This window comes from Natrialbaceae archaeon AArc-T1-2, assembly GCF_030273315.1.
GTDB lineage: Archaea > Halobacteriota > Halobacteria > Halobacteriales > Natrialbaceae > Tc-Br11-E2g1.
Window position 1 is genome coordinate 572,671 of sequence record NZ_CP127174.1, and the last position, 24,554, is coordinate 597,224.

26 protein-coding genes and 1 pseudogene are annotated in these 24,554 nt (G+C 66.5%); 11 read left to right on the forward strand and 16 right to left on the reverse strand.

The genetic code is table 11. From position 1 onward, the window contains the following. The first annotated feature begins 142 nt into the window (after nt 1-142). The 5 genes from QQ977_RS02820 (at nt 143) to QQ977_RS02840 (ending at nt 3,196) form a co-directional block, all read left to right on the forward strand. Nucleotides 143-724 (forward strand): biotin transporter BioY, encoded by a 582-nt coding sequence (locus QQ977_RS02820; RefSeq protein WP_285927408.1) that lies wholly within the window; start codon nt 143-145, stop codon nt 722-724. Between the two features lie 7 nt (nt 725-731). After that, nucleotides 732-1,439, forward strand: coding sequence for an energy-coupling factor ABC transporter ATP-binding protein (locus tag QQ977_RS02825; RefSeq protein ID WP_285927409.1), 708 nt, complete (start codon nt 732-734; stop codon nt 1,437-1,439). Continuing rightward, complete coding sequence (locus tag QQ977_RS02830; protein WP_285927411.1) at nt 1,433-2,137, forward strand: energy-coupling factor transporter transmembrane component T family protein; 705 nt, start codon at nt 1,433-1,435, stop codon at nt 2,135-2,137. Before QQ977_RS02825 ends, QQ977_RS02830 begins: the two co-directional genes overlap by 7 nt. A gap of 41 nt (nt 2,138-2,178) precedes the next feature. Further along, nucleotides 2,179-2,838, forward strand: coding sequence for a helix-turn-helix domain-containing protein (locus QQ977_RS02835; RefSeq protein ID WP_345783349.1), 660 nt, complete (start codon nt 2,179-2,181; stop codon nt 2,836-2,838). Nucleotides 2,839-2,902: 64 nt separating this feature from the next. Further along, complete coding sequence (locus QQ977_RS02840) at nt 2,903-3,196, forward strand: HalOD1 output domain-containing protein (protein ID WP_285927412.1); 294 nt, start codon at nt 2,903-2,905, stop codon at nt 3,194-3,196. Between the two features lie 105 nt (nt 3,197-3,301). On the opposite strand, the gene QQ977_RS02845 is transcribed toward QQ977_RS02840, so the two are convergent. Further along, the gene (locus QQ977_RS02845) at nt 3,302-3,706 is read right to left on the reverse strand and encodes a hypothetical protein (protein WP_285927414.1); all 405 of its coding nucleotides are present in this window, start codon (nt 3,704-3,706) and stop codon (nt 3,302-3,304) included. 174 nt (nt 3,707-3,880) lie between these two features. On the opposite strand from QQ977_RS02845, the gene QQ977_RS02850 reads away from it, so the two are divergent. Then, nucleotides 3,881-5,359 carry an MATE family efflux transporter gene (locus QQ977_RS02850; RefSeq protein ID WP_285927416.1) on the forward strand — a complete coding sequence of 493 codons (1,479 nt, stop codon included), beginning with the start codon at nt 3,881-3,883 and terminating at the stop codon, nt 5,357-5,359. 11 nt (nt 5,360-5,370) lie between these two features. On the opposite strand, the gene QQ977_RS02855 is transcribed toward QQ977_RS02850, so the two are convergent. The 9 genes from QQ977_RS02855 to rpl7ae all read right to left on the reverse strand — a co-directional run bounded on the left by QQ977_RS02855 (nt 5,371) and on the right by rpl7ae (nt 12,418). Next, nucleotides 5,371-6,204: an ATPase gene (locus QQ977_RS02855; RefSeq protein ID WP_285927417.1), complete on the reverse strand. Its 834-nt coding sequence runs from the start codon at nt 6,202-6,204 to the stop codon at nt 5,371-5,373. Further along, a complete protein-coding gene (locus tag QQ977_RS02860) occupies nt 6,201-6,467 on the reverse strand; it encodes a DUF5827 family protein (RefSeq protein ID WP_285927418.1) in 267 nt (88 codons plus the stop codon). Before QQ977_RS02860 ends, QQ977_RS02855 begins: the two co-directional genes overlap by 4 nt. Before the next feature lie 40 nt (nt 6,468-6,507). Then, entirely contained in the window at nt 6,508-9,471 is a 2,964-nt protein-coding gene (locus QQ977_RS02865) for an FAD-binding and (Fe-S)-binding domain-containing protein (protein WP_285927419.1), read from the reverse strand. Nucleotides 9,472-9,646: 175 nt separating this feature from the next. Then, nucleotides 9,647-10,249: a superoxide dismutase gene (gene sod / locus QQ977_RS02870; protein WP_285927420.1), complete on the reverse strand. Its 603-nt coding sequence runs from the start codon at nt 10,247-10,249 to the stop codon at nt 9,647-9,649. Nucleotides 10,250-10,389: 140 nt separating this feature from the next. Continuing rightward, entirely contained in the window at nt 10,390-10,752 is a 363-nt protein-coding gene (locus QQ977_RS02875) for a DUF7344 domain-containing protein (protein WP_285927421.1), read from the reverse strand. Between the two features lie 215 nt (nt 10,753-10,967). Continuing rightward, a complete protein-coding gene (gene ndk / locus QQ977_RS02880; RefSeq protein WP_285927422.1) occupies nt 10,968-11,432 on the reverse strand; it encodes a nucleoside-diphosphate kinase in 465 nt (154 codons plus the stop codon). Beyond that, nucleotides 11,429-11,818 (reverse strand): 50S ribosomal protein L24e, encoded by a 390-nt coding sequence (locus tag QQ977_RS02885; protein WP_285927423.1) that lies wholly within the window; start codon nt 11,816-11,818, stop codon nt 11,429-11,431. Before QQ977_RS02885 ends, ndk begins: the two co-directional genes overlap by 4 nt. A gap of 1 nt (nt 11,819) precedes the next feature. Then, nucleotides 11,820-12,044 carry a 30S ribosomal protein S28e gene (locus QQ977_RS02890; RefSeq protein WP_285927425.1) on the reverse strand — a complete coding sequence of 75 codons (225 nt, stop codon included), beginning with the start codon at nt 12,042-12,044 and terminating at the stop codon, nt 11,820-11,822. An 11-nt stretch (nt 12,045-12,055) separates the two neighbouring features. Then, the gene (gene rpl7ae, locus QQ977_RS02895) at nt 12,056-12,418 is read right to left on the reverse strand and encodes a 50S ribosomal protein L7Ae (RefSeq protein WP_285927426.1); all 363 of its coding nucleotides are present in this window, start codon (nt 12,416-12,418) and stop codon (nt 12,056-12,058) included. 236 nt (nt 12,419-12,654) lie between these two features. On the opposite strand from rpl7ae, the gene tmcA reads away from it, so the two are divergent. From tmcA to QQ977_RS02910, 3 genes are all read left to right on the forward strand, one after another. Next, nucleotides 12,655-14,928, forward strand: coding sequence for a tRNA(Met) cytidine acetyltransferase TmcA (gene tmcA, locus QQ977_RS02900; RefSeq protein WP_285927427.1), 2,274 nt, complete (start codon nt 12,655-12,657; stop codon nt 14,926-14,928). A 78-nt stretch (nt 14,929-15,006) separates the two neighbouring features. Beyond that, entirely contained in the window at nt 15,007-15,492 is a 486-nt protein-coding gene (locus tag QQ977_RS02905; protein ID WP_285927428.1) for a DUF456 domain-containing protein, read from the forward strand. Between the two features lie 64 nt (nt 15,493-15,556). Next, the gene (locus QQ977_RS02910; RefSeq protein ID WP_285927429.1) at nt 15,557-16,342 is read left to right on the forward strand and encodes a LolA family protein; all 786 of its coding nucleotides are present in this window, start codon (nt 15,557-15,559) and stop codon (nt 16,340-16,342) included. A 64-nt stretch (nt 16,343-16,406) separates the two neighbouring features. On the opposite strand, the gene QQ977_RS02915 is transcribed toward QQ977_RS02910, so the two are convergent. The 3 genes from QQ977_RS02915 to QQ977_RS02925 all read right to left on the reverse strand — a co-directional run bounded on the left by QQ977_RS02915 (nt 16,407) and on the right by QQ977_RS02925 (nt 20,679). Further along, entirely contained in the window at nt 16,407-18,128 is a 1,722-nt protein-coding gene (locus QQ977_RS02915; RefSeq protein ID WP_285927430.1) for a glutamate--tRNA ligase, read from the reverse strand. A 141-nt stretch (nt 18,129-18,269) separates the two neighbouring features. Next, nucleotides 18,270-19,325: a geranylfarnesyl diphosphate synthase gene (gene idsA3, locus QQ977_RS02920; protein WP_285927431.1), complete on the reverse strand. Its 1,056-nt coding sequence runs from the start codon at nt 19,323-19,325 to the stop codon at nt 18,270-18,272. Nucleotide 19,326: 1 nt separating this feature from the next. Beyond that, nucleotides 19,327-20,679, reverse strand: coding sequence for a ribonuclease J (locus QQ977_RS02925; protein WP_285927433.1), 1,353 nt, complete (start codon nt 20,677-20,679; stop codon nt 19,327-19,329). Nucleotides 20,680-21,056: 377 nt separating this feature from the next. Here QQ977_RS02925 and QQ977_RS17315 point away from each other — a divergent pair. Further along, nucleotides 21,057-21,245, forward strand: a pseudogene (locus tag QQ977_RS17315) (hypothetical protein); the annotation flags it as partial. Between the two features lie 373 nt (nt 21,246-21,618). Continuing rightward, entirely contained in the window at nt 21,619-22,143 is a 525-nt protein-coding gene (locus QQ977_RS02935) for a gamma carbonic anhydrase family protein (RefSeq protein ID WP_285927434.1), read from the forward strand. A gap of 25 nt (nt 22,144-22,168) precedes the next feature. Here QQ977_RS02935 and QQ977_RS02940 read toward each other — a convergent pair whose 3' ends face one another. The 3 genes from QQ977_RS02940 to mvk form a co-directional block, all read right to left on the reverse strand. Continuing rightward, complete coding sequence (locus QQ977_RS02940) at nt 22,169-22,675, reverse strand: hypothetical protein (protein WP_285927435.1); 507 nt, start codon at nt 22,673-22,675, stop codon at nt 22,169-22,171. Nucleotides 22,676-22,741: 66 nt separating this feature from the next. Further along, nucleotides 22,742-23,485 (reverse strand): isopentenyl phosphate kinase, encoded by a 744-nt coding sequence (locus QQ977_RS02945; RefSeq protein WP_285927436.1) that lies wholly within the window; start codon nt 23,483-23,485, stop codon nt 22,742-22,744. Beyond that, nucleotides 23,482-24,468 carry a mevalonate kinase gene (gene mvk / locus QQ977_RS02950; protein WP_285927437.1) on the reverse strand — a complete coding sequence of 329 codons (987 nt, stop codon included), beginning with the start codon at nt 24,466-24,468 and terminating at the stop codon, nt 23,482-23,484. The genes QQ977_RS02945 and mvk overlap by 4 nt, the downstream gene beginning before the upstream one ends. Nucleotides 24,469-24,554 lie beyond the last annotated feature (86 nt).

A 24,554-nucleotide genomic window follows, 5' to 3' on the forward strand; every position in this document is an offset into this window, starting at 1 on the left:
GTCCGCCCGACCGCGCCTTGAGGTCGAACCCGCTCGACGACATCGTCTGGTGATAGGAATGAGCCCGTTGAAGCAGCGGCGCTCGGTCCTCGCGGCGGCTGTAAACCGAAGTTTTGATTTGGGTTTACGGGACAGTCGAGGTATGGCAACTGGAACCGATTCGGTCGATCTCGTCGACGCATCCGTCGTCAGACCGTTCGCCCGCGCGGCGTTGCTGGCGGCGCTTACGGCCGCGCTCGCGTACGTCGCGTTCCCGAACCCGTGGGCGACGGCACCGGTGACGCTGCAGGTACTCGGCGTCTTCCTGGTCGGGCTCTATCTCACCCCCCAGTGGGCGGCCGTCTCGATGATCCTCTATCTGGCAGCCGGGGCGGTCGGCGCGCCCGTCTTCGCGGGCGGATCCGCCGGAATCGGCGTACTGCAGGGACCGAACGCGGGCTTTCTCTGGTCGTTTCCCGTCGCCGCGGCGCTGATCGGGACGCTCGTCCATCGGAACAGGACGCCCACGAACCCCGCCGACCGATCGCTACCGGTGCTCGCGGGCGCGCTCGTCGCCGCGACCGTCGTGATCTACGCCGCCGCCGTTCTCTGGCTCATGTGGCTGCTCGAGCTCGGCCCCGTCGAAGCGGCGCTGGTCGGGGCTTTCCCGTTCATCCCGTTCGAACTGCTCAAGGCGGTCGTCGCCATCGCCATCGTCCGAAGCGACGTGATCGATCCGACGTGACTCGGCGATGATCGAGTTCCGATCCGTCACCTTCCGTTTCGAGGACGTCGCGGTCCTCGAAGACGTCACGCTGTCGATCGACGACGGCGAATTCGTCGTCCTTGCGGGGGCAAACGGCAGCGGCAAGACGACGCTGTTGCGCCACTGTAACGGCCTGTTGACTCCCGACGAGGGCGAAGTACTGGTCGACGGCACCGACGTCGCCGACGATCCCGTCGGCGCGCGCACGAGCGTCGGGATGGTCTTTCAGCATCCACGCGATGGCTTCGTCGCCGCGACCGTCGGCGCGGACGTCGCCTTCGGCCCCGAGAACCTCGGGCTCTCCCGCGAGGAGATCGATCGCCGCGTCGGGGCCGCACTCGAGGCAGTGAACATGGCCGGCCGCGAGGACGACCGGATCGACCAGCTGTCGGGTGGCGAACAGTCCCGCGTCGCCATCGCCGGTGCGCTCGCGATGGAGCCGACCCACCTCGTGCTCGACGAGCCGTTTACGGGTCTCGACGAGCCCGCACGCCGCTCCGTGCTGGGTCGACTCGAGGAGCTCTCGGCGGCCGGCACCGGAATCGTCGTCGCGACCCACGACCTCCGGGACGTGCTCGCGCTTTCCGACCGGGCCATCGCGATGGCAGACGGCGAGGTCGTCGTCGACGCACCGCCGCGGCGCGCTTGCGACCGCCTCGAGGGCGTCGACGTCCGCGTTCCACGCCGATGCTGAGCTACGAGCCCGACGAGACGCTCGCCCACCGGCTCGACCCGCGGTCGAAACTCGCCCTCCAGATGGGGTTTGCCGTCGCCGCGGTCGGCCACGCTGATCCCCTGGCCCTCGCCGCGTTGACGGTACTTGCGGCCCTCGCACTCGCGGCTGCCCGGCTGTCGCCGCTCCGGGCGCTGTACGCCTACCGGTTCGCGCTGATCGTCCTCGCGGCCGCGCCGCTTGTCTCTGCGCTGACGCTTGGCTCGCCGTGGCTCGAGCCCGCCGACGCCGTTGCCCCCGCGCTGGCGAGCTACGGCGTCGCGTTGATCCTGCTGGTCAGCGCCGCCTACGTCCGCTCGACGCCGGTCCGGGAGTCCCGGGCGGCCATCCAGCGGACGATCCCCGGCAAACCCGGGCAACTGCTCGGCGTCGGCATCGCGCTCGTCTTCCGGTTCCTGCCGGTCCTGCTCGCGGATCTGCGGACGATCCGGGAGGCGGTCGCGGCCCGGCTGGGCGATCAGCGCGGGCCCCTCGAGCGCGCCAGCCGGATCGGCGTCCTGGCGCTGTCACGAGCGTTCGAACGGGCCGACCGCCTCGCCGTCGCTTTACAGGCTCGGTGTTTCGCCTGGAATCCGACGCTGCCGGCGCTGTCGTTCTCGCGGATCGATGTCCCCGTCCTCGCACTCGCTGCGATACTCGTACTGTCGCCGCTTCTGTGAACGGTCACCGGGACTTTTAGGCCAGGCCACCGGTCGTTCGGATGATGAGTCTCATCGCGGAGTACGAACTGTCCAACCCGATCCTCCGGGGTACCAGGCGAGCGCTTCCCGACCTGCAGTTTCAGGTCGAGGACGAACAGCTCTCGCGGTCGGAGTTGCCGAAGCTGGTGTTTTGGACGACCGGCGATGAGCGCGACCTCGAGCGCCTCGAGGACCTGCTCGCCGACGATCCGACAGTCGACGACGTCGAACGACTCGCTGCCCTCGGCGGACGGCGGCTGTATCGCGTCGCACTCACCGAAGTAGGAGTCGTCGGTATGACCTACCAGGACGCGGTAGAACTCGGCATCACGTTCCTCGACATCAGGGTAACGGGCGAGCCGATGCAGTACCGGGCACAGGTCCCCACGCGAGAGGCGTTGTTCGCCTACCGGGAACGCTGTCGCGATCGGGGGCTGTCGTTTCGACTCGTCGGACTCTACGAGGGGAAGGCGGAGCCGACGAATCGGTACGGCGTCACGGATCGACAGCGCGAGGTTCTGCTTGCAGCCCTCGAGCACGGCTACTTCGACGTACCTCGGGGAACGACGCTCGAGGAACTCGCTGCCGAGTTAGACGCCTCCGGACAGGCGCTCTCGGCGCTTTTGCGCCGTGGACAGGCGAACCTTCTCCGGCACACCCTCGCAGCAGACGGCACTTAAAACGTTGGATGACAAATGGACGGGTATTCCACCGCTCGCCCACTATTCACTCGTAGATCAAGCAATGTCTACTACCCAGCCCCAGCCCTCCGCCCACGACGAAACCGTCACGTACGCACTCGACGGAACCGAGACGCCGAGCACGGCGATCGTCGAAGCCGTCGCGGCCGCGTCGGGACGAGACGCCGCCCCGTCGCCGGAAAGCTCCGACCCCCTCCCGCCACTTTTCAACACGGTCGATCCCGACGCGCTCGACTCGCTGTTCGCGTCTGCCGGCGAGGACGTCTCCCTCTCGTTCACCTACGCTGGCTACGAGGTCGTCCTCGAGAACGGGACGGTTTCAGTCACACCCGCGTAAACTCTCACTTTCGTCCCCGCTGGATTCGCTTCGGCAGACTTCGGACTACACCGCCGGACAGAACGGTTGATACGTTCATCGGAGGACGTTCCCGGTGACAGTGTATCAGCGCCGGTGCCGACGGTAAATGATCGCACCGAATAGCCCGACGGCAACGACGCCGAACAACGGTCGAAGCGGATCGAAGTACGTCATCAACGCCGAGGAGCTAAACAGCGCGAGCAACACGGCGTTGCAGGTCGGACACGCCACGGCGAGAAAGCCACCCGCCGTGCCGGCGTAGGCACACCTGTCACCCGAACACTCCTCGGAGTCGAGTGACGATCGCTGGATTACGTACACGGCCGCGAGCACCGACGTCAGCGCGAGAAAGGCGTAGTCAAGCGGCGTCCGCGGAACCATCCGCACGTACAGCGGGTTCGGGACGAGCCCGGAGACGATCCCGAACAGCAAGAAGACGCCGGCACCGACGGCGATGCCCTTCGCCAGCGTCCCACGCGTAGGTTTCATCGACAGTGTGTTTTCTCTGCAAGACTATATGAGCTGTGGTCGTTCGAGTCGCCGATCGCCAGACCGGATGGTTCGACAGGATCATCGCGCCAGACGGTATCGAACCGAAATCGGCCGGGACTGCCGACTCGAGAAGGGCTTTTTGACGCGGCCGACTAGGCCGACTCGGTTCTCGTGGCCCGACGATTTCCGAACCCGATCCGGCTGACGATCCTCTGGATCGGGCTCGCGCTCGCCCGACTCGGCCTGATCGAACGCGAGCGAGCGCGTCGTACGACGGACCTCGCCTGGCCCCGCATCGTGACGGGACTGGCACGGATGTCGAAAAACGCCGTCGACGTCGCGATGGTTGGGATCGCCGTCGGCTCGGCAGCGATCGCCGGCGTCGGCTTCGCCTCGCCGTTTTGGGGACTCGCGTTCTCGGTCGGCGGCGGGCTCGCCGGCGGCACGATCGCGCTCGTCTCCCAGCGCTACGGTGCCGAGGCCTACGACGGGCTCGGGCAGGCGGTTCGCTCGAGCATCGTCCTCGTGCTCGTCGCGACGATTCCGCTGACGGCGGCGTTCTGGCTGTACGCCACGGAGCTGATCGGCCTGCTTACCGACAACCCGGAGGCGCTCGAGCTCGGGGCGACCTACCTCGCGATCGTCGGCGTCGGCATCCCCTTCGCGGGGCTGAACCTCGTCGGGAGCCGGACGTTCGTCGGGATGGACGACGCCTGGACACCGATGGTCGTCCGGGCGGGCGGGGCCGTCGCGAACGTCGTACTCAACGCCGTCCTCATCTTCGGGTTCGGACTCGGCGTCGCCGGCGCAGCTCTGGGGACGGTGCTGGCGAACGCCGTGGTGACGGCGACGTTCGCGGTCGCGTTCGCCACGGGTCAACTTCCCGGGATCGGCCGCGTTCCGGTGACGGTCGATCCCACCGGTACCTACCTCGCGCCGGGAACGATGCGGGATCTGGTCACGATCGGCGTGCCCGTGATGGGCCGGAACCTCGTCTGGCGCGTCGCGGAGTTTCCGCTGCTCGCGATCGTCGACGTCTTCGGCCAGGACACCGTCGCGGCCTACGTCATCGCCCGCCGGATCTGGGACTTGATGGGCACCCCCGGCTGGGGCTTCGGCCTCGCCTCCTCGAGTCTGGTCGGCCAGGAACTCGGTGCGGGCGACGAACGGACCGCAGAGCAGTACGGCCGGGAGATCATCCGATTCGCCGTCGCCGTCTACGCCGTCTCGGCGGCGATCGTCTTCGCCTTCGCCGAGCCGATCACGCTCGTCTTCACCGACGACCCGACCGACCTCGCCGTGCCGACGGCAGTCTCGCTCGTCCACGCGGCCTGTATCGCCGTCGTCTTGCAGGCGATCTCCCGTGGCTCGTCCGGCCCGCTCAACGCGAGTGGTGACACCCGCTGGCCGTTCTACAGCCAAGTACTCGGCATGTTCGGGGCCGCGATCCCGCTTGTCTACCTCGGTGCATACGGCCTCACCGTCCCCGGGATCGTGACGATCCCGCCGCTTGGCCTGTGGGGGCTGTACCTCGCCTTCTTCGCCGAGACGGCCGTCCCCGCGGCGGTCAACTACTACCGCTTTACGACCGGCAAATGGAAGGCGATCAGCCGTTCGTACCGGCCCGACGTCGCTACCGGAGACGACTGACCGCTGGCACACTACTGACTACTTCGAGCCGCCTCGAGCAATGCGTCGTAGGCCGGCCCGTAGGCGTCGGCGATCCGGTCGGGATCGGTTCGGTCGTCGCCGGACAACGGTGGCACGGAGAGTCGCTCGAGCGGGTCGAGGTAGTCGATCACGTCCGGCACGCGCTTTTCGAGTTGGCCCTCGCGCGGGCTCGAGCGGGCGACCTCGCAGGCCCGACAGAAGCGATGTCCAGGATAGATCCGGACGCGGCCGGGTTCGACGGCGGCGACGGCGGCGACGGCAGAGTGCTCGAGCGACTGCAACGGCATCGCGACGTCGCCGTAGGACTCGACGACGGCGAGCGGTTCGGCCTCGATCCGGACCGCGAGGTCCTCGAACGCCGGTACGTACCGTCGCTCGATGGCCGCGTTCAGTTCCTCGACCGTCTCGACGGGGACGGCGTCCGCGAGTGGAAGCGTCCGCGCCACGCGGTCGGGAACGGCCGCGGTCGCGTTGACGACGAACGTATCGTCGCCGTCGGGGGTCCTCACCCGGTCGACGACGAACTCGCGGTCCTGGCGGCCGAGCAGGCCGGTGCCCCCGTCCGGTGACGGACGCCAGAGCCGGTGGACCGGGTTGAGCAGTTCGGGCTCGCGGCCGTCGCCTTCCGCACTCGCCAGCCGGGCGGCGTCCTTGCCGTAGAGCCGGCCGTCGGCGAGTGCGTTCAGGCAGTCGTCGTGGTCGAACCAGTAGTCGTTGCCCGCACGGGGCTTGTAGCCCGCGCCGCCGGTCCGGGAAAGCAGACCGGCCGAGAACGTCGTCTTGCCGGCGTCGACACGGTCCGCGCCGACGACCAGCAGGATCATTCGTTCAGGCCGTAGTACCCCGGCTCGTCCTCGCCGCGGGGTTCGGCGACGACGAGGTCGTCGGCGTTGGTCATGATCCACGGGATCGCCCAGTCGAGCAAGACGTCCTCGGTCTCGGGCTCGAGTTCGGCGTCGGGCTCGAGCTCCTGGAGCATGCGGGCAATCTCGTAGACGGTGTACATCTGGCCGGACTCGAGCAGCTCCTCGGCCGTGTAGAAGTCACACGGGTAGAGCTGCTCGAACTCGTCTTTCGGGAGTGGCATACCCGTCGGTACGGCGGTGTCGTGGGTAAACGGTGTGGTTTCACCCGCCGTGCGCGAGGGCGTCCGCGAGCGCCTCGATCGGGTGACGGGGCCGCTCGTAGCTCTCGAAGTCGCCGATCTGGGTGCGACAGGAGACGCCGGGTGCGACGACGGTCTCGGCGTCGCTGTCGTCGACGTGTTCGAGCAGCAAGCGACCGATCGCCCGCGAGAGGTCGTAGTGTTCGCGTTCGTATCCGAAGCTGCCGGCCATGCCACAGCAGCCGGTGTCGAGCGGGTCGACCGTATAGCCGGCCCGTCGCAAGACGGCGACGGCGTGGTGGTCCCGGCCGAGCGCCTTCTGGTGGCAGTGGCCGTGGACGGCGAGGGCCGCGTCGGGGGCGTCGAACGCGAGGTCCGAATCGAGGCGGTGGCGATCGAGGTACTCGCAGACGCCGTAGACGTTCGCCGACAGCGTCTCGACGCGTGGATCGGACAGCAACGAGCCGTACTCGTCGACGACCATCGAGGCGTCCGAGGGCTCGAGGAAGACGACCGACCAGCCCGCCTCGAGGGAGGACTCGAGATCGTCGAGCAACGCCTGTCCCCGCTCGGCCGCCCGGTCGAGCAGCCCCTGGGAGTAGGCGGCCCGGCCGGTCGGCCCCAGGTCCGGAATCGCGACGTGAACGTCGGCGGCCTCGAGCACCTCGACCGCGGCCCTGCCGGGGCCGAGGTTGCTGTAGTTCGTGTACGTGTCCGGATAGAGGACGACTCGATCGGTCGCCGCCGACTCGCTCACTCCCGATCCGCGATCTGCGAACCAGGAGACGAGCGACTCTGCACGAAACGTCGGGAGCGTCCGGTCGGGTGCGATCCCGACGGTTCGCTCGAGTGCCGTTCGCGCGCCCGGCGCGGACGCGGCGTAGTTCGTAAGCGGCGCGAACGCGGCCCCGACGGCGGCGAGTCGGTCGACGTTCGCGAACAGCCGCTCGCGCAGCGAGACGCCCTCGCGCTCGTGATAGCCGTGTTTGACCTCGGCTTTGAGCTTCGCCAGGTCGACTCCGGTGGGACAGTCACTCGCACAGCCCTTACAGCCGATACAGAGATCGAGCACCCGCTGCTGGAACTCGTCGGCGTACAGCTCCTCGGGATCGAGGTCGCCGCTGATCGCCGCCCGGAGCAGGTTCGCCCGGCCCCTGGTGGTGGCGAGTTCCTCCTTGCTCGCGCGGTAGGTCGGACACATCACGTCGGTGCCGGTTTGCCTGCAGGTACCACAGCCGTTACAGAGTTCGACGAGGTGGGAGAAGCCGCCCTCGGCCTCGAACTCGAGCGTCGTCGTCGGCTCGAGCGAGTAGTAGTCGGGGCCGTACCGGAGGTGATCGCGCATGTCGGTCGGCCCGTCCGACGAGCCGGCCGCCGAGTCGTCGTCACGGTAGACGACCTTGCCGGGATTCATGCGCCAGTTGGGATCGAACGCCGATTTCACCGCTTTGAAAGCGTCCCAGAGATCGGGGCCGTAGAGCTTCGGGTTGAACTCGGTTCGAGCGAGGCCGTCGCCGTGTTCGCCCGAGAACGAACCGCCGTGTTCGAGTGCAAGGTCGGTGACGTCGTCGGCGATCGACCGCATCGTCTCCACTCCGTCCTCGTCTTTGAGGTTCAACACGGGCCGAATGTGCAGCGTGCCGACGCCGGCGTGAGCGAAGTAGGCGGCCGTCGTGTCGTGAGCCTCGAGGATCTCCTGAAAGCCCTCGACGTACGTCGCTAGCTCGTCGGGCGGAACCGAGGCGTCCTCGACGAACGGGTACGGCTTCGGATCGCCGTCCATGCTCATCAGAAGCGGGATGGCGGCCTTCCGGAGCTTCCAGAGGCGATCCTGTGTCTCTGGCTCGAACGCTGGAACCGCCTCGAACGCGTCTCCCTCGACGAGCAACGCCTCGGTCGCGATCTCGAGCGCGTCCGAGAGATCGTCGTGCAGTTCGGAGTCGAACTCGAGCATCAGCGCCGCCGCCGTTCCGTCGGGGATCGCCTCGGCGTACTCGGCGTACTCCTGGGAGTCGTCGGCCAGCCGGAACACCTCCCGATCCATCAACTCGACGGCGCTGGCCTCGAGTTCGAGCGCGGCAGGAACCGCAGCGAGGGCTTCGATGAGGTCGTCGTAACAGTAGACGGCGAGGGCCGTCTCCGCGGGGCGGGTCACGAGCGACAGCGTCGCGCAGACGACGACGCCTAACGTGCCTTCCGCCCCGACGAGCAGCTTCGAGAGGTTGATCACGCACTCGCCGTCCTCGCGCTCTCTGATTACCTTCTGGAGATTGTAGCCGCTGACACAGCGTTTTAACTCGGGATACCGATCCTCGATCTCTGCCTCGTTGTCCTCGACGACGGCCCGGACGGTCCGGTAGAGCGCGGCTTCGCGGTCGTCTTTCGCGACGATTCGCTCGAACTCCTCGCCGTCGAGGACGACCTCGCGGGTGTGGATCAGCGAGCCGTCCGCGAGGACGACCCGACACTCCTCGACGTAGGCGTCGGTGATCCCGTACCGGACCGAGTGTGCGCCCGTCGAGTTGTTGCCGATGCCGCCGCCGATCGTCGCCCGGTTCGACGAGGCGGGATCGGGCGCGAACTGCAGTCCCCACTCGGCGAGGTGGTCGTCGAGGTCGTCCTGGACGACGCCCGGCTGGACCCGTGCGAGCCGGGCGTCGGGGTCGACCTCGAGGATTTCGTCCATGTGTCGCGACAGGTCGAGCACGACACAGCCGGGGCCGACCGCCTGGCCCGCGAGCGAGGAGCCGGCCCCCCGCGGGAGGACGGGCGCGTCGTGGTTGGCGGCGACTGCCACCGCAGCCCGGACGTCGTCGACGTCTCTCGGAAAGACGACGCCTGCGGGCTCGGCGCTGTAGATGCTCCCGTCGGTCGCGTACCCGATCCGGGTGTATCGATCGAACCTGACGTCGCCCACGCAGGCCGCCCGGAGATCGGCCGCGAGTCTATCGACCTCGGCTGATTCCAGCCGGTCCTCGACAGCCATACCCCGACAGAACGCCTCGAGCAGGATAAATGTGGTAGCTGGTATCAGGGGTTGCCGTCTACGACGTTCGCAAGGAGTCGGAGTCGTCAGTGCAGGGGGCGCACGTTCGTGCGCCCCGGACGAATCGGGGTTCGGCCCGTTCAAACGGCGAGCGAATCGCCAGCGTCGCGAGCCGTTATTCGAAGTGGCCGAGGCACTTCTGGTACTCTTCGGCGGCTTTGTCCCAGTCGACGACGTCGAAGAAGGCGTCGATGAAGCTCCCACGGTCCGGACCGTAGTCGTAGTAGTACGAGTGTTCCCAGACGTCGAGTGCGAGAATGGGGTGACTTCCCCACAGCGCGTGGAGGTCGTGGCGGTCGACCTTGAGGTTGCGAAGCTGTTTGGCGACGGGATCGTACACGAGCAACGCCCAGCCACCCGCGGCTCCAGCGGCGGCTTCGAACTCGCCTTTCCAGGCCTCGTAGGAGCCGAAGTCCTCTTCGATGCGATCCGCAAGATCGCCCTCGGGTTCGCCGCCGCCGTCGGGGGACATGTTCTCCCAGAACAGCGTATGGAGATAGTGTCCACAGCCGTTGTGAGTTACGTTCTCCATCGCGCCCGGCGTCGAATCGTACTCACCGGACTCGCGGTTCTCCGCGAGCGTCTCTTCGGCGCTGTTGAGGCCGTCAACGTAACCCTGGTGGTGCGTGTCGTGGTGCCAGGTGACGACCTGTTCGGAGATCGCCGGCTCGAGTGCGTCGTAATCGTACGGAAGCGGTGGGAGTTCGTGGTCGGTCATGGAATCACCGTTCCCTACGATGACCGCGAACATGTTAAACATTGAGGACGCGAATGTGACTCACCCACACGAAGACCGAAATCACCGGAGAGCGTCCCGCCGGTATCGAGCGACAGCGGTGCCGATCGGACGATCACCGCCTAGGACAGTTCCTTGTGACGTGCGTGTTCGAGCCACTCCTCGAGTGACGGCTGTTGCCGGTACCGAACCGTCTCGCTTCGACGATCGTACTCGAGAACAGCCGCGTCCTCGAGCCGCGGTAGATGCACGTGCTCGAGCGACATGACGATTTCCTGCCGGTGCTCCTGTGGGCTCGTCTTCGATTCCTCCTGTGAGGCAACGTACGCCGTAATCTCGTCGACCGTCGCCGTGTCGTCCGCGCAATCGTGCAGGTGATAGAGGACGAGCCGTCGCCGTCGATCCGAGAGCAGGTCGAAGACCCGGTCGAGCGATAGCGCGCCGGCAGCTGCTGCCCTCGCCGCCGTTCGCTCGGGTTTACGCATCGACGGACCACCTACCGTGTATTACCATTCGAAACCACCGACTCGAGTTACTCCATCCGGCACATTAGGTGTTACGTTTACCTAACTGCAAATACGTAATGATAGATAACGTGCGTATCGGTCCGGCGGGCTCGCCCGTCGCGGGGCTACAACGGTCACACCGACTGCTCGAGATCACTCGAACCAGGTGGAAAACGGGACACTGCGTCCTCGCGTTACTCGTAGAGCCACTCCGCGTCGTGTTGCTCGTAGTCGATCAGCTCGTCTTCCTCGAAGTGGATCGCGATTTCGCGTTCGTTCGCACCCTCGTCCTCGTGGTCCGCTGCGTGGACGACGTTCCGACCGAGGTCGAGCGCGTAGTCACCGCGAATCGTGCCAGGGTCGGCCTCGAGGGGATCCGTCTCGCCGATCATCTGACGGACCTGCCGGGTCGCGTCCTGGCCCTCCCAGACCATCGGCACCACGGGTCCAGAGGTGATGAAGCCGACGAGGTCGTCGTAGAACGGCTTGTCCTCGTGTTCACTGTAGTGTTCTTCGGCCCGATCGCGGGGCATGGTCTCGACTTTGATGCCGACGAGCTTGAGCCCGCGATCCTCGAGTCGCGAGATAACCTCGCCGACGAGCCCGCGCGCGAACGCGTCGGGCTTTACCATCACGAACGTACGCTCGCGTTCGCTCATTGCTGGTCGGCCTCCTCGACGTCGGCCTCGGCGTCAGCATCAGCTTCCTCGCCGTGGACCTCGTCTTTGGGTTCTGTCTCGGCTCGAACCCGATCGGTCGTGGCGGGTTTCTCATCGTCGTCGACGACGTCGGTCTCCTCGACGAAGTCGTCGTCTTCGGCGGCTTCGACCTGTTCGGCCGCTTCGACGGCTTCGCCGGCGGGGCCTTTGCCACGACGGCCTTCTTCGGTCCACTCCAGATCTCGTGGTTCGCGCCCGAGCTTGTAGTTTTTCTCCGCCTTCGAGTCGACGAAGTGGAGCACGGTGCCGTCGTTTTTGACGTACATGATGCCCGTGCCGGGCTCGATCTCTTCGCCCGTGTAGTCGCAGGTTCGTTTCTCGACCATCTTACTGTCCTCCGATGGAGTCCGCCTCGCGGGCGGTCTCGCGAAGTTGGAGGATGTCCCCCTCGCGGACCGGCCCGAGGCAGTTTCGGGTGATGATGCGACCCTGGTTCTCGCCCTCTTTGATCCGGCACTTGACCTGCATGGCCTCGCCGTGCATGCCGGTCTTGCCGACGATCTCGATGACCTCGGCGGGCGTGGAGCCGCTTTCTCCCTCTTCAGCACTCATCTCTGATCACCTCAGCGGAGGTCCTCTACCTTACCAGCGATGTCCTCGACGTCGCCGGATGCCTCGCCGGCGTCGACGATTGCGGCGGCGGCCGAGCCGACCTCGAGGCCGGCGGCGTGACCGACGTCGTCCTGAGTCTCGACGAAGACGTACGGGATTCCCTTCTCGTCTGCGAGTTCGGGCAGATGCATCACGATCTCTTCGGGAGAGACGTCTTCGGCGACGTAGACGAGGTCGGCGTTGCCACGCTCGATCGCTTTGGTCGTTTCGTTGGTTCCTTTCTTTACGCTACCTGTGTCTCGTGCGACCTCGAGCGCCTCGAGGGCGTCCTCTTGAAGGTCGGCTGGGACTTCGAAGTTGACGTATACTGACATCGGTTGTTCACCTCTCCTACGCGCAGGCTCTCGCTCCCCTGCCCGACCGGGGGTCGCCCGGGCCGGCAATCCGGCAGAGGTCCTGTAGGGCTAGGAGCATCATCAACCCCGCGTAGGGTGTACCGTTTCGTAGCGTTCCACCCCTTAAAAGCGTGTCCAAATGATCGAGAGAGTGCGAACGGTCCGCATCGTCTACGAACGAACAGCCTTACCCGGGAACCGGCCGAACGTCGGCTATGGACACCGTCGACGTCGCGGCCGACCTCCGTCGGGAAGCGATCCAAGTCGACGAACGCAGACTGCTGGTGCTTGCGGGCGATCGCGACCGTGGCTACGACCACCTCGAGGCGATCCTCGAGGCACTTTCCGTTCCGATCACCGGGACGACGCTCGTCGGTCCCGACGACCGCCTCCGCTGTGAACAGCTCCCACAGTCGAACGTGGATTCCCTCCTCGGGACGACGCGGGACGTGATCGCTCTCGACGCCCACGACGGCCTCCGGCCGAACGCGCTCGGGAAAGTGGTCGGCGCGGTCGACGGCGGCGGATTGCTCGTCCTGTTGACGCCGTCGTTCGAGACGTGGCCGGATCAGCGCGGCGGATTCGCCGCGTCGCTCGCCGTTCCTCCCTTCGACGCCGACGACGTCACCGGCCGGTTCGTACGCCGACTCGTCGAGACGCTCCGTGCCCACCGGGGGATCGCGATCGTCGACCTCGAGCGCGACCGCGTCGTCGACGATGGGCTGACCGACCCCGCACCACGTCTGGCGACGACGGTCGACACGCCGTCGCCGCCGCCGGACCATCGCTTTCCGACCGCGACGTACGAGGCCTGCCGGACGGCCGACCAGATCGAGGCCGTCGCCGCCGTCGAGTCCCTGTTCGACCGAGAGCGGGCAGCCGTCCTCGAGGCCGATCGCGGCCGGGGCAAATCCAGTGCGGCGGGACTCGCCGCGGGCGCGTTCGCCGCCGCTGGCGAGGACGTGCTCGTGACAGCACCGGCCAGACGAAACGCACGAGAGCTGTTCGAGCGCGCCAGAGAGCTGTGTGAGACGCTCGCCGAGGGACGGTCCGTCGAAGCATATTGCATCGAAACGGAAGCGGGAGGGAGCGTCGAATTTCGCGAGCCGACCGCGGCCGTCGACGAATGCGAGTCGGCGGACGTCGTCGTCGTCGACGAGGCCGCCGCCCTCCCGGTCGCGACGCTCGAGTCGTTGCTCGCCGCTTCCCGAATCACGTTCGCGACGACGATCCACGGCTACGAGGGCGCTGGACGGGGCTTTTCGGTCCGGTTCCGGGATCGTCTCGCCGAGAGCGACCACGAGGTCGCCGACTGCACGCTCGTCGAACCGATCCGGTACGCGGCCGGCGACCCCGTCGAGGTGTGGGCGTTCCGCGCGCTCGCGCTGGACGCCCGTCCGCCCGTCGACCCGCTCGTGGCCGACGCGACGCCCGCGAGCGTCACGTACCGCCAGCTCGAACCAGAGGCCCTGCTCGCGGACGAACGGCTCCTGCGGGAGGCGTTTGGACTGCTCGTGCTCGCTCACTATCGCACCGAGCCGAACGACCTCGCCCGGCTGTTCGACGCGCCGAATCTCACGGCACGGGCGCTCCTCGTCGACGGCCACGTCGTCAGCGTCGCCTTGCTGGCCCGCGAGGGCGGGCTCTCGGCAACGACCCGGGCGCGGATGTACGAGGGTGGTCGCATCCGGGGCAACATGTTGCCCGACGTCCTGACGAGCCAGCTGCGAGACGAGCGGGCGGGCGAGCCGACCGGCATCCGCGTCGTCCGCATCGCGACCCACCACGCCGCCCGCTCGCGGGGACTCGGCTCGCACCTGCTCGAGCAGGTCCGTGCGGAGGTTACCGGCGAGACGTCCGCAGACGCTGACCGGGAGCCGGTCGACTGGCTCGGCACCGGCTTCGGCGCGACGCCCGGCCTGGTCGCGTTCTGGCGTGCGAACGGCTACGCGACGGTCCACGTCTCGACGACCCGCAACGAGGCAAGCGGCGAGTACTCCGCGCTCATGCTTACCCCCACGAGCGACGCCGGCCGGGCGCTGCACGATCGCCACGCCGAGTGGTTCTGCCGGCGGTTCCCCGCCGTCGTCGGCGACGCTCTCGACGACCTCGAGCCCGACGTGGCCCGTGCGCTCTTGCGAAGCGTGGACGCGTCCCCGACGCTGTCGCTGTCCGATCACGAGTGGCGCGTCGTCGCCGGGGCCGCCTACGGGCCGGGGCTGTTCGACGTCGATCCCGGCCCGTTCCGTCGGCTCGTCGTTCGGTACTTCGTCGACGACCCCGACGGGATCGAGCTGACGGCCCGGGAGGAGCGACTGTTCGTCCTGCGAGCCCTGCAAGGCCGGGACTGGGAACCCGTCGCGGACCGACTCGCGTACCACTCCACCGGCCAGTGTATGCGTGCACTCGGGGACGCGCTGTGTCCGCTGGTCGATCGGTACGGGACCGAGACGGCACGCGCGGTTCGCGATCGATTCGTCGACGGCTAGTACGTTGAGATCGTCTCGGAGCCGACGACGAATAGGCGAAAACGCCAGGGCTTTGCCGTCAACGATCGTTCGGGTGGCATGGTCGATGCGGTCGTCGTGGTTACGCTCGCTCTCCTGGTCGGCGGCGTCCTCGGGACGCTCGTGCCGCTCGTTCCCGGCGGTCTATTGTCGCTTTCGGGTATCGTCTTCTACTGGTGGCAGTCGGGATTCGCCGAGCCAGGACCCCTCGCGATGGTCATCTTCGGCACACTCTGTGTGCTGACGCTGTTCGCGGAGTTTTTCGGTGGCGCTATCTCGGCACGCGTCGGCGGAGCCTCCTGGCGAACGACCGCCGTCGCCGCTGCCGTCGGCGTCGCCTTGCTCGTTGTGACCGGTCCGCTTGGGCTGCTCGTCGGCCTGTTCGGAACGGTCTTCGTCCTCGAGCTCGCTCGCGACGGCGACGTCGACGGCAGCGTCCGGTCGGCCGTCTACGCGACGGCCGGGATACTCGTCTCGACGGCCGTTCAGGTGACCTTGACGACGACCGTTCTCGTCGGCTTCCTGCTCGTCGTCTTGCTGTTGTGACGACCGTACGTACACCAGGCCAGGAAAGTAAAGTTTAGACGACTCTGGGAGGTCGGTTACGGTAATGGTGTCCAACCGGCTCGTCGCCTCGGTCTGTGTGCTCGCGTTCGTCGCGGTTCTCGGCGGCTGTGTCGCCCTCGAGCCGCCGACGAGCGACGAGCCCGATCACAAGGCGCTGTTCGAGCAGGCATTCGTCCACGGCGACGACCTCGAGGCCGTCTACGGCGAACGCGTCACCGAGGCAACCGACGGCGAGGAAACGGCCACAACCGTCCACGCCGTCGCCGAGCGGCCGTACGTCGAGTACCGCAGCGAGGTTCTCGAATCGGACGACCCCGACAGGGTCGGCGACGTCTACGTCTCGAACGCGACGACGACGTGGTGGTACGACCCTGACACGAACGTCACAGAGCGGTTCGTGACCGAAGAGCCGTTCGAGAACGAGGACGTCCGAACGGCCCGCGCCGACGAGGCCGACCGCCAGCTCGAGCTGGTCGACCTCGAGTACCGCGGCACCGACGTCGTCGCCGGCCGGGAGGCACACGTCCTCGAGATAGAGGCGAAAGCCGAGGCAGTCGAACGCGGCGTGTCGGTGCTCGTCGGGGACACCGAGTTCGTCTACGCACTCGAGACCGCAGACCCTGCCGACGAGCTGGTCGTCACCGAGCAGACGGTCTGGATCGACGCGGAGTACGGCTACCCGTTACAGGAACGGCTCGTCGTCGACGGCGACGAGGAGTACGTGTTGACCGAACGGTTCGAGACGGTGACGTTCACTGACGACCTCGCAGACGATACGTTCGTGTTCGAGCCGCCCGAGGACGCCGAGGTCGTGACGCTGTCGGAGTGACGACGAGGTTGAGACCGACAGCGGCGACGAGTTGCTCGAATGAACGACTGCCAGAACAGGCGTCCTACGGGTGGGTGTAGTACGCCACCGTCTCGTCGTCCTCGGGTACGCTGTCGATCCGGGCGAAGCCGACGCGTTCGAACTGGACCAGATCGTCGGCTGTGAGGAAAGCGACGCCGGGTTCGGCCCGTCCCGTGACGTCGCCGTCTATCGTCCGCATCCGAACGGGGACGCTCTCGTCTGTGGGAACCCAGTGGACGACGTCGACCTCGCCCTCGCGGACGACCTCGATGTCGTCGTCGGTGTACTCGAGGGCGTCGCCGGTGTAGCGAACACAGCCCAGTCCCTTGAGCCAGACGCGCTCGTCGGAATCGGGGAGGTCTGCGGGCTCTATGGAGACGGCGTCGCCGACGGGGATCTCCCGGACGCCGCGCTCGGCGTGATCGGGATGAAGCGGCGGGTTCGCCTCGTCGGGGACGTTGCCGGCGAGCGGGAGGTCGGTACCCTCCCGGACAAAAAAGCGCCGGTCGGTCTCGTCGTCGACTAACTCGCGGTTGGTAGCGTAGATCGAACTCATCGCGAGGTCGACGTCGCTGGTCGAGGTGCCGAGTTCGACCATCGCGTCGACGATGGCCTCGCCGCGGATCCCCCGACGCCGGAGGCTCGAAAGCGTCGGCGCGCGCGGGTCGTCCCAGCCGTCGAGAACGCCGTCCTCGATCAGCTCTTTGATCGTCGAGGTGCTCATCTTCACGTCGTAGGCGTCGACGTTGACGTGGCCCCAGTGGACGACTTCGGGGTACTCCCAGTCGAAGTAGTCGTAGACGAACCGCTGGCGCTTTGCAGAGTCTTGCAGGTCGATGCCCCGGATGATGTGGGTAATCCCGATCAGGTGGTCGTCGATGCCCGACTGGAAATCGAGCATCGGCCAGCACCGATACTCGCTGGCGTCCTCGCGGGGGTGGGGCGTGTCGATCATCCGGAACGCGACCCAGTCCCGGAGCGCGGGATTTTTGTGCTCGATGTCGGTTTTCACCCGCAAGACCAGCTCGCCGCTTTCGTACTCGCCTGCGATCATCGCCTCGAACTCCTCGAGGACGGTCTCTGTGTCCTTCTCGCGGTGTGGACAGGGCTCACCGGCGTTTTTCAGGTCCGAGAACTCCTCGCCCGGACAGGAACAGGTGTAGGCCCCGCCCAGTTCGATCAGCTCCCTGGCGTGGTCGTAGTAGGTCTCGAGGCGGTCGCTGGCCCGGTAGACGGCGTCGGGCTCGAAGCCGAGGTACTCGAGGTCCTCGAGGATGTCGTCGTAGGCCTCCAGATCGGGCCGTTTCGTCTCGGGATCGGTGTCGTCGAAGCGCACGCAGAACCAGCCGTCGTATCGCTCGCGGTAGGTGCCGATCACCGCGGGCATGCGGGCGTGACCGACGTGCCATGGGCCGTTGGGGTTCGGCGCACACCGCATCCGGACCTCGTCGTACTCGTCGGCGTTGGACAGGTCCGGAAGCGGGTGCTCCTCGCCCTCGTCCTCGGCCTCGAGCGCTTCGAGTTCCTCGGGGGCGAGTTCCTCGAGGCGGTCGCGTTTTTCCTCGGCGGAGAGGTCGTTGACCCGACCGACGACGCCGCCGATGACGCCTGGAATCTCGTCGCCGTGTTCGCGAAAGTCGGGGTTGTCGCCCATCAGCGGTCCCATGATCGCGCCGACGTCGGCGTCGCTGTCGTGTTTGACGGCGTTCAACAGCGCGTGTTTCTCGGCTTCGCGCTCGACGCGCTCGCGTAACTCGTCGTTCATTGGGGTGACGTTTTCGCCCCCTCGTCAAAACCCTCGCGGTGTCGGGTCGAGACGTTCGCAAGCGCGGCGACGAGAAGCGGATCGCACAACTCGAACGACGGGTCGAAAAGCTGGCGAACGAGCGCCAGTGAGGGCGTCGCCCTAGTACCCTCGTTCGATAAGGAAGTTCGCGAGCTCGAGCAACAGGTCGTGGGCCTCGTTCTCCGGCAACACGTCGAGGCGACCCTTCCCGCGATCGACGAGCTCTCGAGCCGTCTCCCGTGCGTATGCGACCGAGCCGGCCGCTTCGAGGGCGGCGACGGCGTCGTCGACCTCGGCTTCGGTGACGTCGTCGACGTCGTCCGTCTCGACGAGGCCGTCGATGTCGACGCCCTGTTCGCGAGCGTGGACGGTGATCAGCGTCTGTTTGTTCTCGACTAAGTCGCTGCCACGCTGTTTGCCGAGTTTCTCGCTTGGCACCGTGAGGTCGAGCACGTCGTCGTGGATCTGGAACGCACGGCCGACGTCGAGGCCGTAGCCGTACAGCGCGTCGACCGTCTCGTCGTCTGCGCCCAGCAAGATCGCAGGAAGACACGCCGACGCGGCGTACAACACCGCGGTCTTCTGTTCGACCATCTCGAGGTACTCTTCGGGCGTGACGTCCTCGCGGTCTTCGAAGTCGACGTCGAGGCTCTGGCCCTCACAGATTTGCGTGCAGGTGTTTGCGAGCACGTCGAGCGCCTCGACCGTTCGTTCGGGTGCTGCGCCCGTCTCGAGCATGATCTCGAAGGCCTTCGAGTAGAGCGTATCGCCCGCGAGAATCGCAGTCTCGAGGTCGTACTCCTTGTGGACGGCCGGCACCCCGCGTCTGAGGTCGTCGTCGTCCATGATGTCGTCGTGGATCAGCGTGAACGACTGGATGACCTCGACGCTGACGGCGGCGTCCATCACGTCGACGGTGTCGGGGTCGGTACACAGCGTCGGGAACTGACGGTAGTCGCCCGACAGCGGATCGACGTCGGCGAGTGCCTCCGCGACGGTGAGCAAGACGGTCGGGCGCAGTCGCTTTCCCCCGGCGTCGAGCAGGTATCGTGAGGCCTCATAGAGACGTTCCGGACACTGAACCGGCAGCTCTTCGGGAATTGCGTCGTTGACCAGTTCGCGACGTTCCCGGACCGCCTCGAGCACCGCCTGCTCCCGTCTCTCGAAACTGGTCATATCAATCGACGAGCTGGATGAGGTTTCCGTTGCGCGAGACGTGGAGGTCGCGGCCCATCCTGTATCCCTCGTCTTCACAGAGGTTCACGTAGCCCGACAGCCCCTTCAGGTCCTGGTGGGCGGGAATGATGTGCTGGGGCTTGAGGGCGTCGAGCATCGTGTAGTGACCTTCCTGGTTGAGGTGGCCCGAGACGTGGATGTCGTCGTAGATGCGAGCGCCCTGCATGCCCAGCAGTTTCTCGGCCTGGTAGCGCTGGCCCTCGTTGGTCGGCTCCGGAATGACCCGTGCGGAGAAGACGACCTTGTCGCCGTCGTCGAGTTCGTACGGCGTCTCGCCGCGAGCCATGCGGGTCAACATCGCACGGGGCTCGCCCTGGTGGCCCGTGACCACAGGTAAGAAATTCTCCTTGCCCTCGTTCATGATCCGTTTGAACGTGCGGTCGACGGACTTGCGGTGACCGAACATCCCGAGATCAGAGGGGAAGTCGACGAAGTCCAGTCGTTCGGCGGTTCCCGAATACTTCTCCATCGACCGGCCCAGCAGGACGGGCTGGCGGCCGATGTCCTTCGCGAACTCGACCAGCGAGGTCACCCGGGCGATGTGTGAGGAGAACGTCGTCGCGACGATCCCGCCGTCGTAATCTTCCATGCTGTAGAGGACGTCCCGCAGGTGCTCGCGGGCGACGTTCTCGCTTGGCGTGCGCCCTTTCTTGTTCGCGTTGGTACAGTCCTCGATGTAACAGAGCACGCCGTTGCCCTCGCGACCGATCTCGCGGAACCGCTTCATGTCGATCGGGTCGCCGATGACCGGCGAGTGGTCCATCCGTTTGTCAAGCCCGTAGACGATCGCGCCCTCGGGCGTGTGGAGGACGGGGTTGATCGCGTCGATGATCGAGTGAGTGACGTTGACGAACTCGAGGTCGACCTGGCCCGAATCGCCGATCGACATCGTCTCGCCGGCGTCCATCTTGATCAGGTCGTTCTCGACGCCGAATTTCTGTTCACCCTCGATCTGCTGTTTGACCAGCTCGATCGTAAACGGCGTCGCCACGATGGGCGCGTTGTACCGGTGGGCGAGTTTGCTGATCGCCCCGATGTGATCCAGGTGACCGTGAGTTGGGACGATCGCTTGGACGTCGCCCTCTAAGTCGGACATGACCCGGTCGTCGGGGATCGCGCCCATGTCGATCAGATCTAAGCTGTGCATCCGTTCGGTTTCGACGTTGTCGTGGATCAGTACCTGCGAGAGGTTCAGACCCATGTCGAAGATGACGACGTCGTCTCCGGCGCGGACGGCAGTCATCTGCCGCCCGACTTCTTCGTAGCCGCCGATTGTCGCGATTTCGATTTCCATGGTTGTAGCACTGAAAGCCGCGTGTCGACTCTCATCGAAACGGTCCGCGGACTCCCGGTTGTGCGGCCCCGGCGTCTTACAGCACGTCGGCCATCCCGCTATGCGCTCGCCGTGGCAGTTCTATGGACGAACGCACTTGCCCGCGGGTCTCGGTACGCGTACCTACGCAGCCAGGTGTTAAAAACACCGTGGGTTGCTCCTCGCCGACGCCGAGATCCGACGATTGGGTCGACACGCCCCGTCCCGACGCCAACAACCCTTCCAAACGTGTGTTGTAACACTCTCCAAAATCCCAAACAATTGTTTCTATAACGATTTAACCCCATCATCCTGGACCATATACACACAGATCTGGACTCTCGTCCAAAGCACGACCGATGGCGACCGATCTCGAGCGGGACCTCGGGCTGTCGGCGGTGATCGCGATCAGCATGGGTGCGATGATCGGCAGCGGCATCTTCATCCTGCCCGGGCTGGCGATGGCGGACGCGGGACCGGCCGTGATCCTCGCGTTCGTCCTCACGGCCGTGCTCGTCGTCCCCGCCGCGTTGAGCATCGCCGAACTCGACGAACTCTGTACCGTCCCGGTCGACTCGCGGATCGTCCGGACGAACGACGCGGTCGACGGTCTCACCGGCGACCTCGAGGACGCGGACGTGGTCCTGTTGAGTACGGTCACCCACCGACGGATCCCACATCTGCTCGTCGAACACCAGTCCGACCGCCTCGCCGCCCGAATCGACGGACCGGTGTTACTCGTCCACTCCAGGGAAACGAAACGCGGCTCGATACTGCGATCTGCCCTCGAGCGGACGCTGTTCGGGTAGTGGGGTGCGTTTCGACGCCGAACTGTCGGTTCGGATCGCGTCGGACGCCGGCTCGAACGAGTCGTCGACGCGTTTGCCAACGCTTAACCGACTCCTCGCCAGTGCATCCCACATGATTCGATCGTTCGACGGACACGTCCCCGAGATCGCCGCGTCGGCGTACGTCGACGAGAGCGCGACCGTCGTCGGTGACGTCACGATAGGCGACGACGTGAGCGTTTGGCCCGGTGCCGTGCTCCGGGGCGACCGCGGAAGGATCGTCCTCGAGGAGGGTGCCAACGTCCAGGACAACGCCACGGTCCACGAGGGTGCCGAGATCGGCCCGTACTCGACCGTCGGGCACAACGCCATCGTCCACGCCGCAACCGTCGGGAAGCGGTGTATGGTCGGGATGGGCGCGATCGTGCTGGACGACTCGACGATCGGCGACGAGAGTCTCGTCGGCGCAAACAGCGTCGTCACCGAGGGAACGGAGATTCCCGACTCGTCACTCGCCGTCGGCACGCCGGCGGAGGTCATCAAGGAGGTCGAAGACTCCTACTGGCACGACGCCGCCGATCGGTACATCGAGCTCTCGGCGACACACGAGGCGACGGGTGACGTACTCGACCGGGAGAAGACGTTGCCCGAGCGCTGACGACGACACGCTCGAGGTTGATCCGTCACTCGAGTACCGTCTCCGGGCGTTTGAGGTACGGATCCTGTTCGACCACCCGCTCGTAGACCCGATAGAGGACCTCGACGGCGTCTTCGTCGGGGTCGAACCGGACGTGCGGTGTCGCGTAGTATCCCCTGCTCGTGGTCAGAAAGGCATACAGCGTCCGGTGGTGAGCCGGCGTCGCGTCGACGACGCCGATCTCGCGGCCGGCGAGGTCGTCCGAGAAGTCGTTGAGTAACGCCGCGATGTCGTCGTGGAGGCGCTCGTCGGGCCGCTCGAGCGGCATCGCGAACGTCCGCTGGAGGAACTCGCTGGTCGCGTTCAGAAACGGGTTCGACTCGATGCCGGTCGGATCGACGGCGGCGAACGTCTCGTACAACTCGAGCAACGTCGACAGCTCGTCGCGAGTGATCGCGATCGGCATCACCGGCTCGCCCTTCGGGATCGAGTAGTCGGGAACGCTGTAGGCGCCCGGATCGGGAACGTCGTCGAACAGGTCCTCGAGTGCCATACTCGTCCTCCCACGCCGGCTCCCGTAACGCTTTGTGGGCGTCTCGGACGGTCCGAGAGCGTCCCCTCACTCGAGCGTCGTCCCCGGCTCTTCGCCCTCGAGAAACGCCTCGAGCGCGTCGAGTCCGAAGATCGAGGCTCGCCCCTCGAGTTCGAGCAACGTCCGCACTTTGCCTGCCATGCCGCCGGTGACGTCGGTCGCGTCGCTCGCGCCGAGGGCCGACGCGACGTCCTCGAAGGCGTCGATGCGCTCGATCACGCGGTCGTCGGCGTCGAGCACGCCGGGAACGGTCGAACAGAGCCCGATCCGGTCGGCCTCGAGACCGGCCGCCAGCTCGGCGATCAGTTCGTCGCCGCTGACGACAGTTGCACCCGCGCCCGCGTGAGCGATCAGATCGCCGTGTAAGACCGGGACGAACCCCTCGCCGAGCATGGTCGCGATCTGGTCCGTCGGCAGGCAGAATGTGCCGTCGGCGTCGCGGTGGGCCACGGAGAACGGGTGGACCGGTACGGCGGGAACGTCGCGTTCGTGCAGGCGGTCGAGGACGAATCGGTTCAGGGTCGTCATCGCGCCGTGGATCGCGAGGACGTCGTCGGCGTCGTCGGTGCCGTCGGTCGTGCTCACGCCGCGTTCGCTCGCGTGGTGGTGCCCGAAGCTGCCCCCGCCGTGGACGACGACGAGCCCGTCGGCGTTCCCGTCCGCGAGTGCCGCCGCGACGGCGTCTGCGGCTCGCTCGAGTGCCGCCCCGTCGAGCGTTTCGGGACGATCCTTCTCCGTGACGACGCTGCCGCCGAGTTTGAGGACGATCATTCGAGCCGTTTCACCCCGTCTTCGGCGAGCGCGGCGCGGAACGCGTCCTCACAGCCGGGCGTGAACTTCAGGGCCGTCTCCGTCGCCTCGGTCGGATCGAGTGCGACGATACAGCCGCCACCGCCCGCGCCGGTCAGCTTCGCGCCGTAGGCACCCGCGTCCCGTGCCGCCCAGACCATCGTATCGAGCGTCCGCGCGGAGACGTCGAGTGCCGACAACAGCCCGTGGTTGAAGTCCATCAGCCGGCCGAGTTCCTCGAGGTCGCCTGCGGCCAGCGCCTTCTCGCCGTTTCGGACCACGTCGCCGATCGCTTCGACAGTGTCGGCGGCGAAGTCGTACTCCTCGCGCAGGGCCCGAACGCCCGCGACGAGCGCGCCCGTATCACCGGCTCCGCCGTCGAAGCCGACGACGATGGGGAGATCGGGCGCTTCGATCGCCCGACAGTCCTCGCCCTCGACGCGGACGGCACCACCCACCGCCGAACAGAACGTATCGGCACGGGAAGCCTGTCCGTCCTGGACGTCGTACTCGGTCCGAAACGCCCGGTCGGCGATCTCTTCGCGCTCGAGGGTGACGCCGAGTTCACGCGTCGCGGCGTCGATAGCGGCGACGACAACCGCGGCCGAGGAGCCGAGGCCGGCACCGAGCGGGATGTCGCTTTCGATCGTGACGTCGAAGCCGACCTCGGGCTCGCCGGTCGCGTCCCGGACCTGTTCGATCGCCCCGTCGACGTAGCCCATCGCCGCGTCGACTAAGTTCTCGGCGACGTCGACGTCGGGACGGTCGTTCGTGTCGCCGCCGTACTCGACCGTGAATCCGTCGAGACTGAGGTCCTCGGCGTGGACGCGTAACTTCCCGTCGCTGCGTTGCTCGACGCCCACGCGGGCCCGTCGCTCGATGGCACACGGCACCGCCGGCTCGCCGTAGACCACCGCGTGCTCCCCGAACAGGTACACCTTGCCGGGGGCGCTCGAGAGAGTCATATCTCCTCGTTCGGGTGAGGCCGACTAAATAGCTGATCGTTCACGATCTGGTGTTCGAACGACACTAGCGACGGGTGACAGACGGG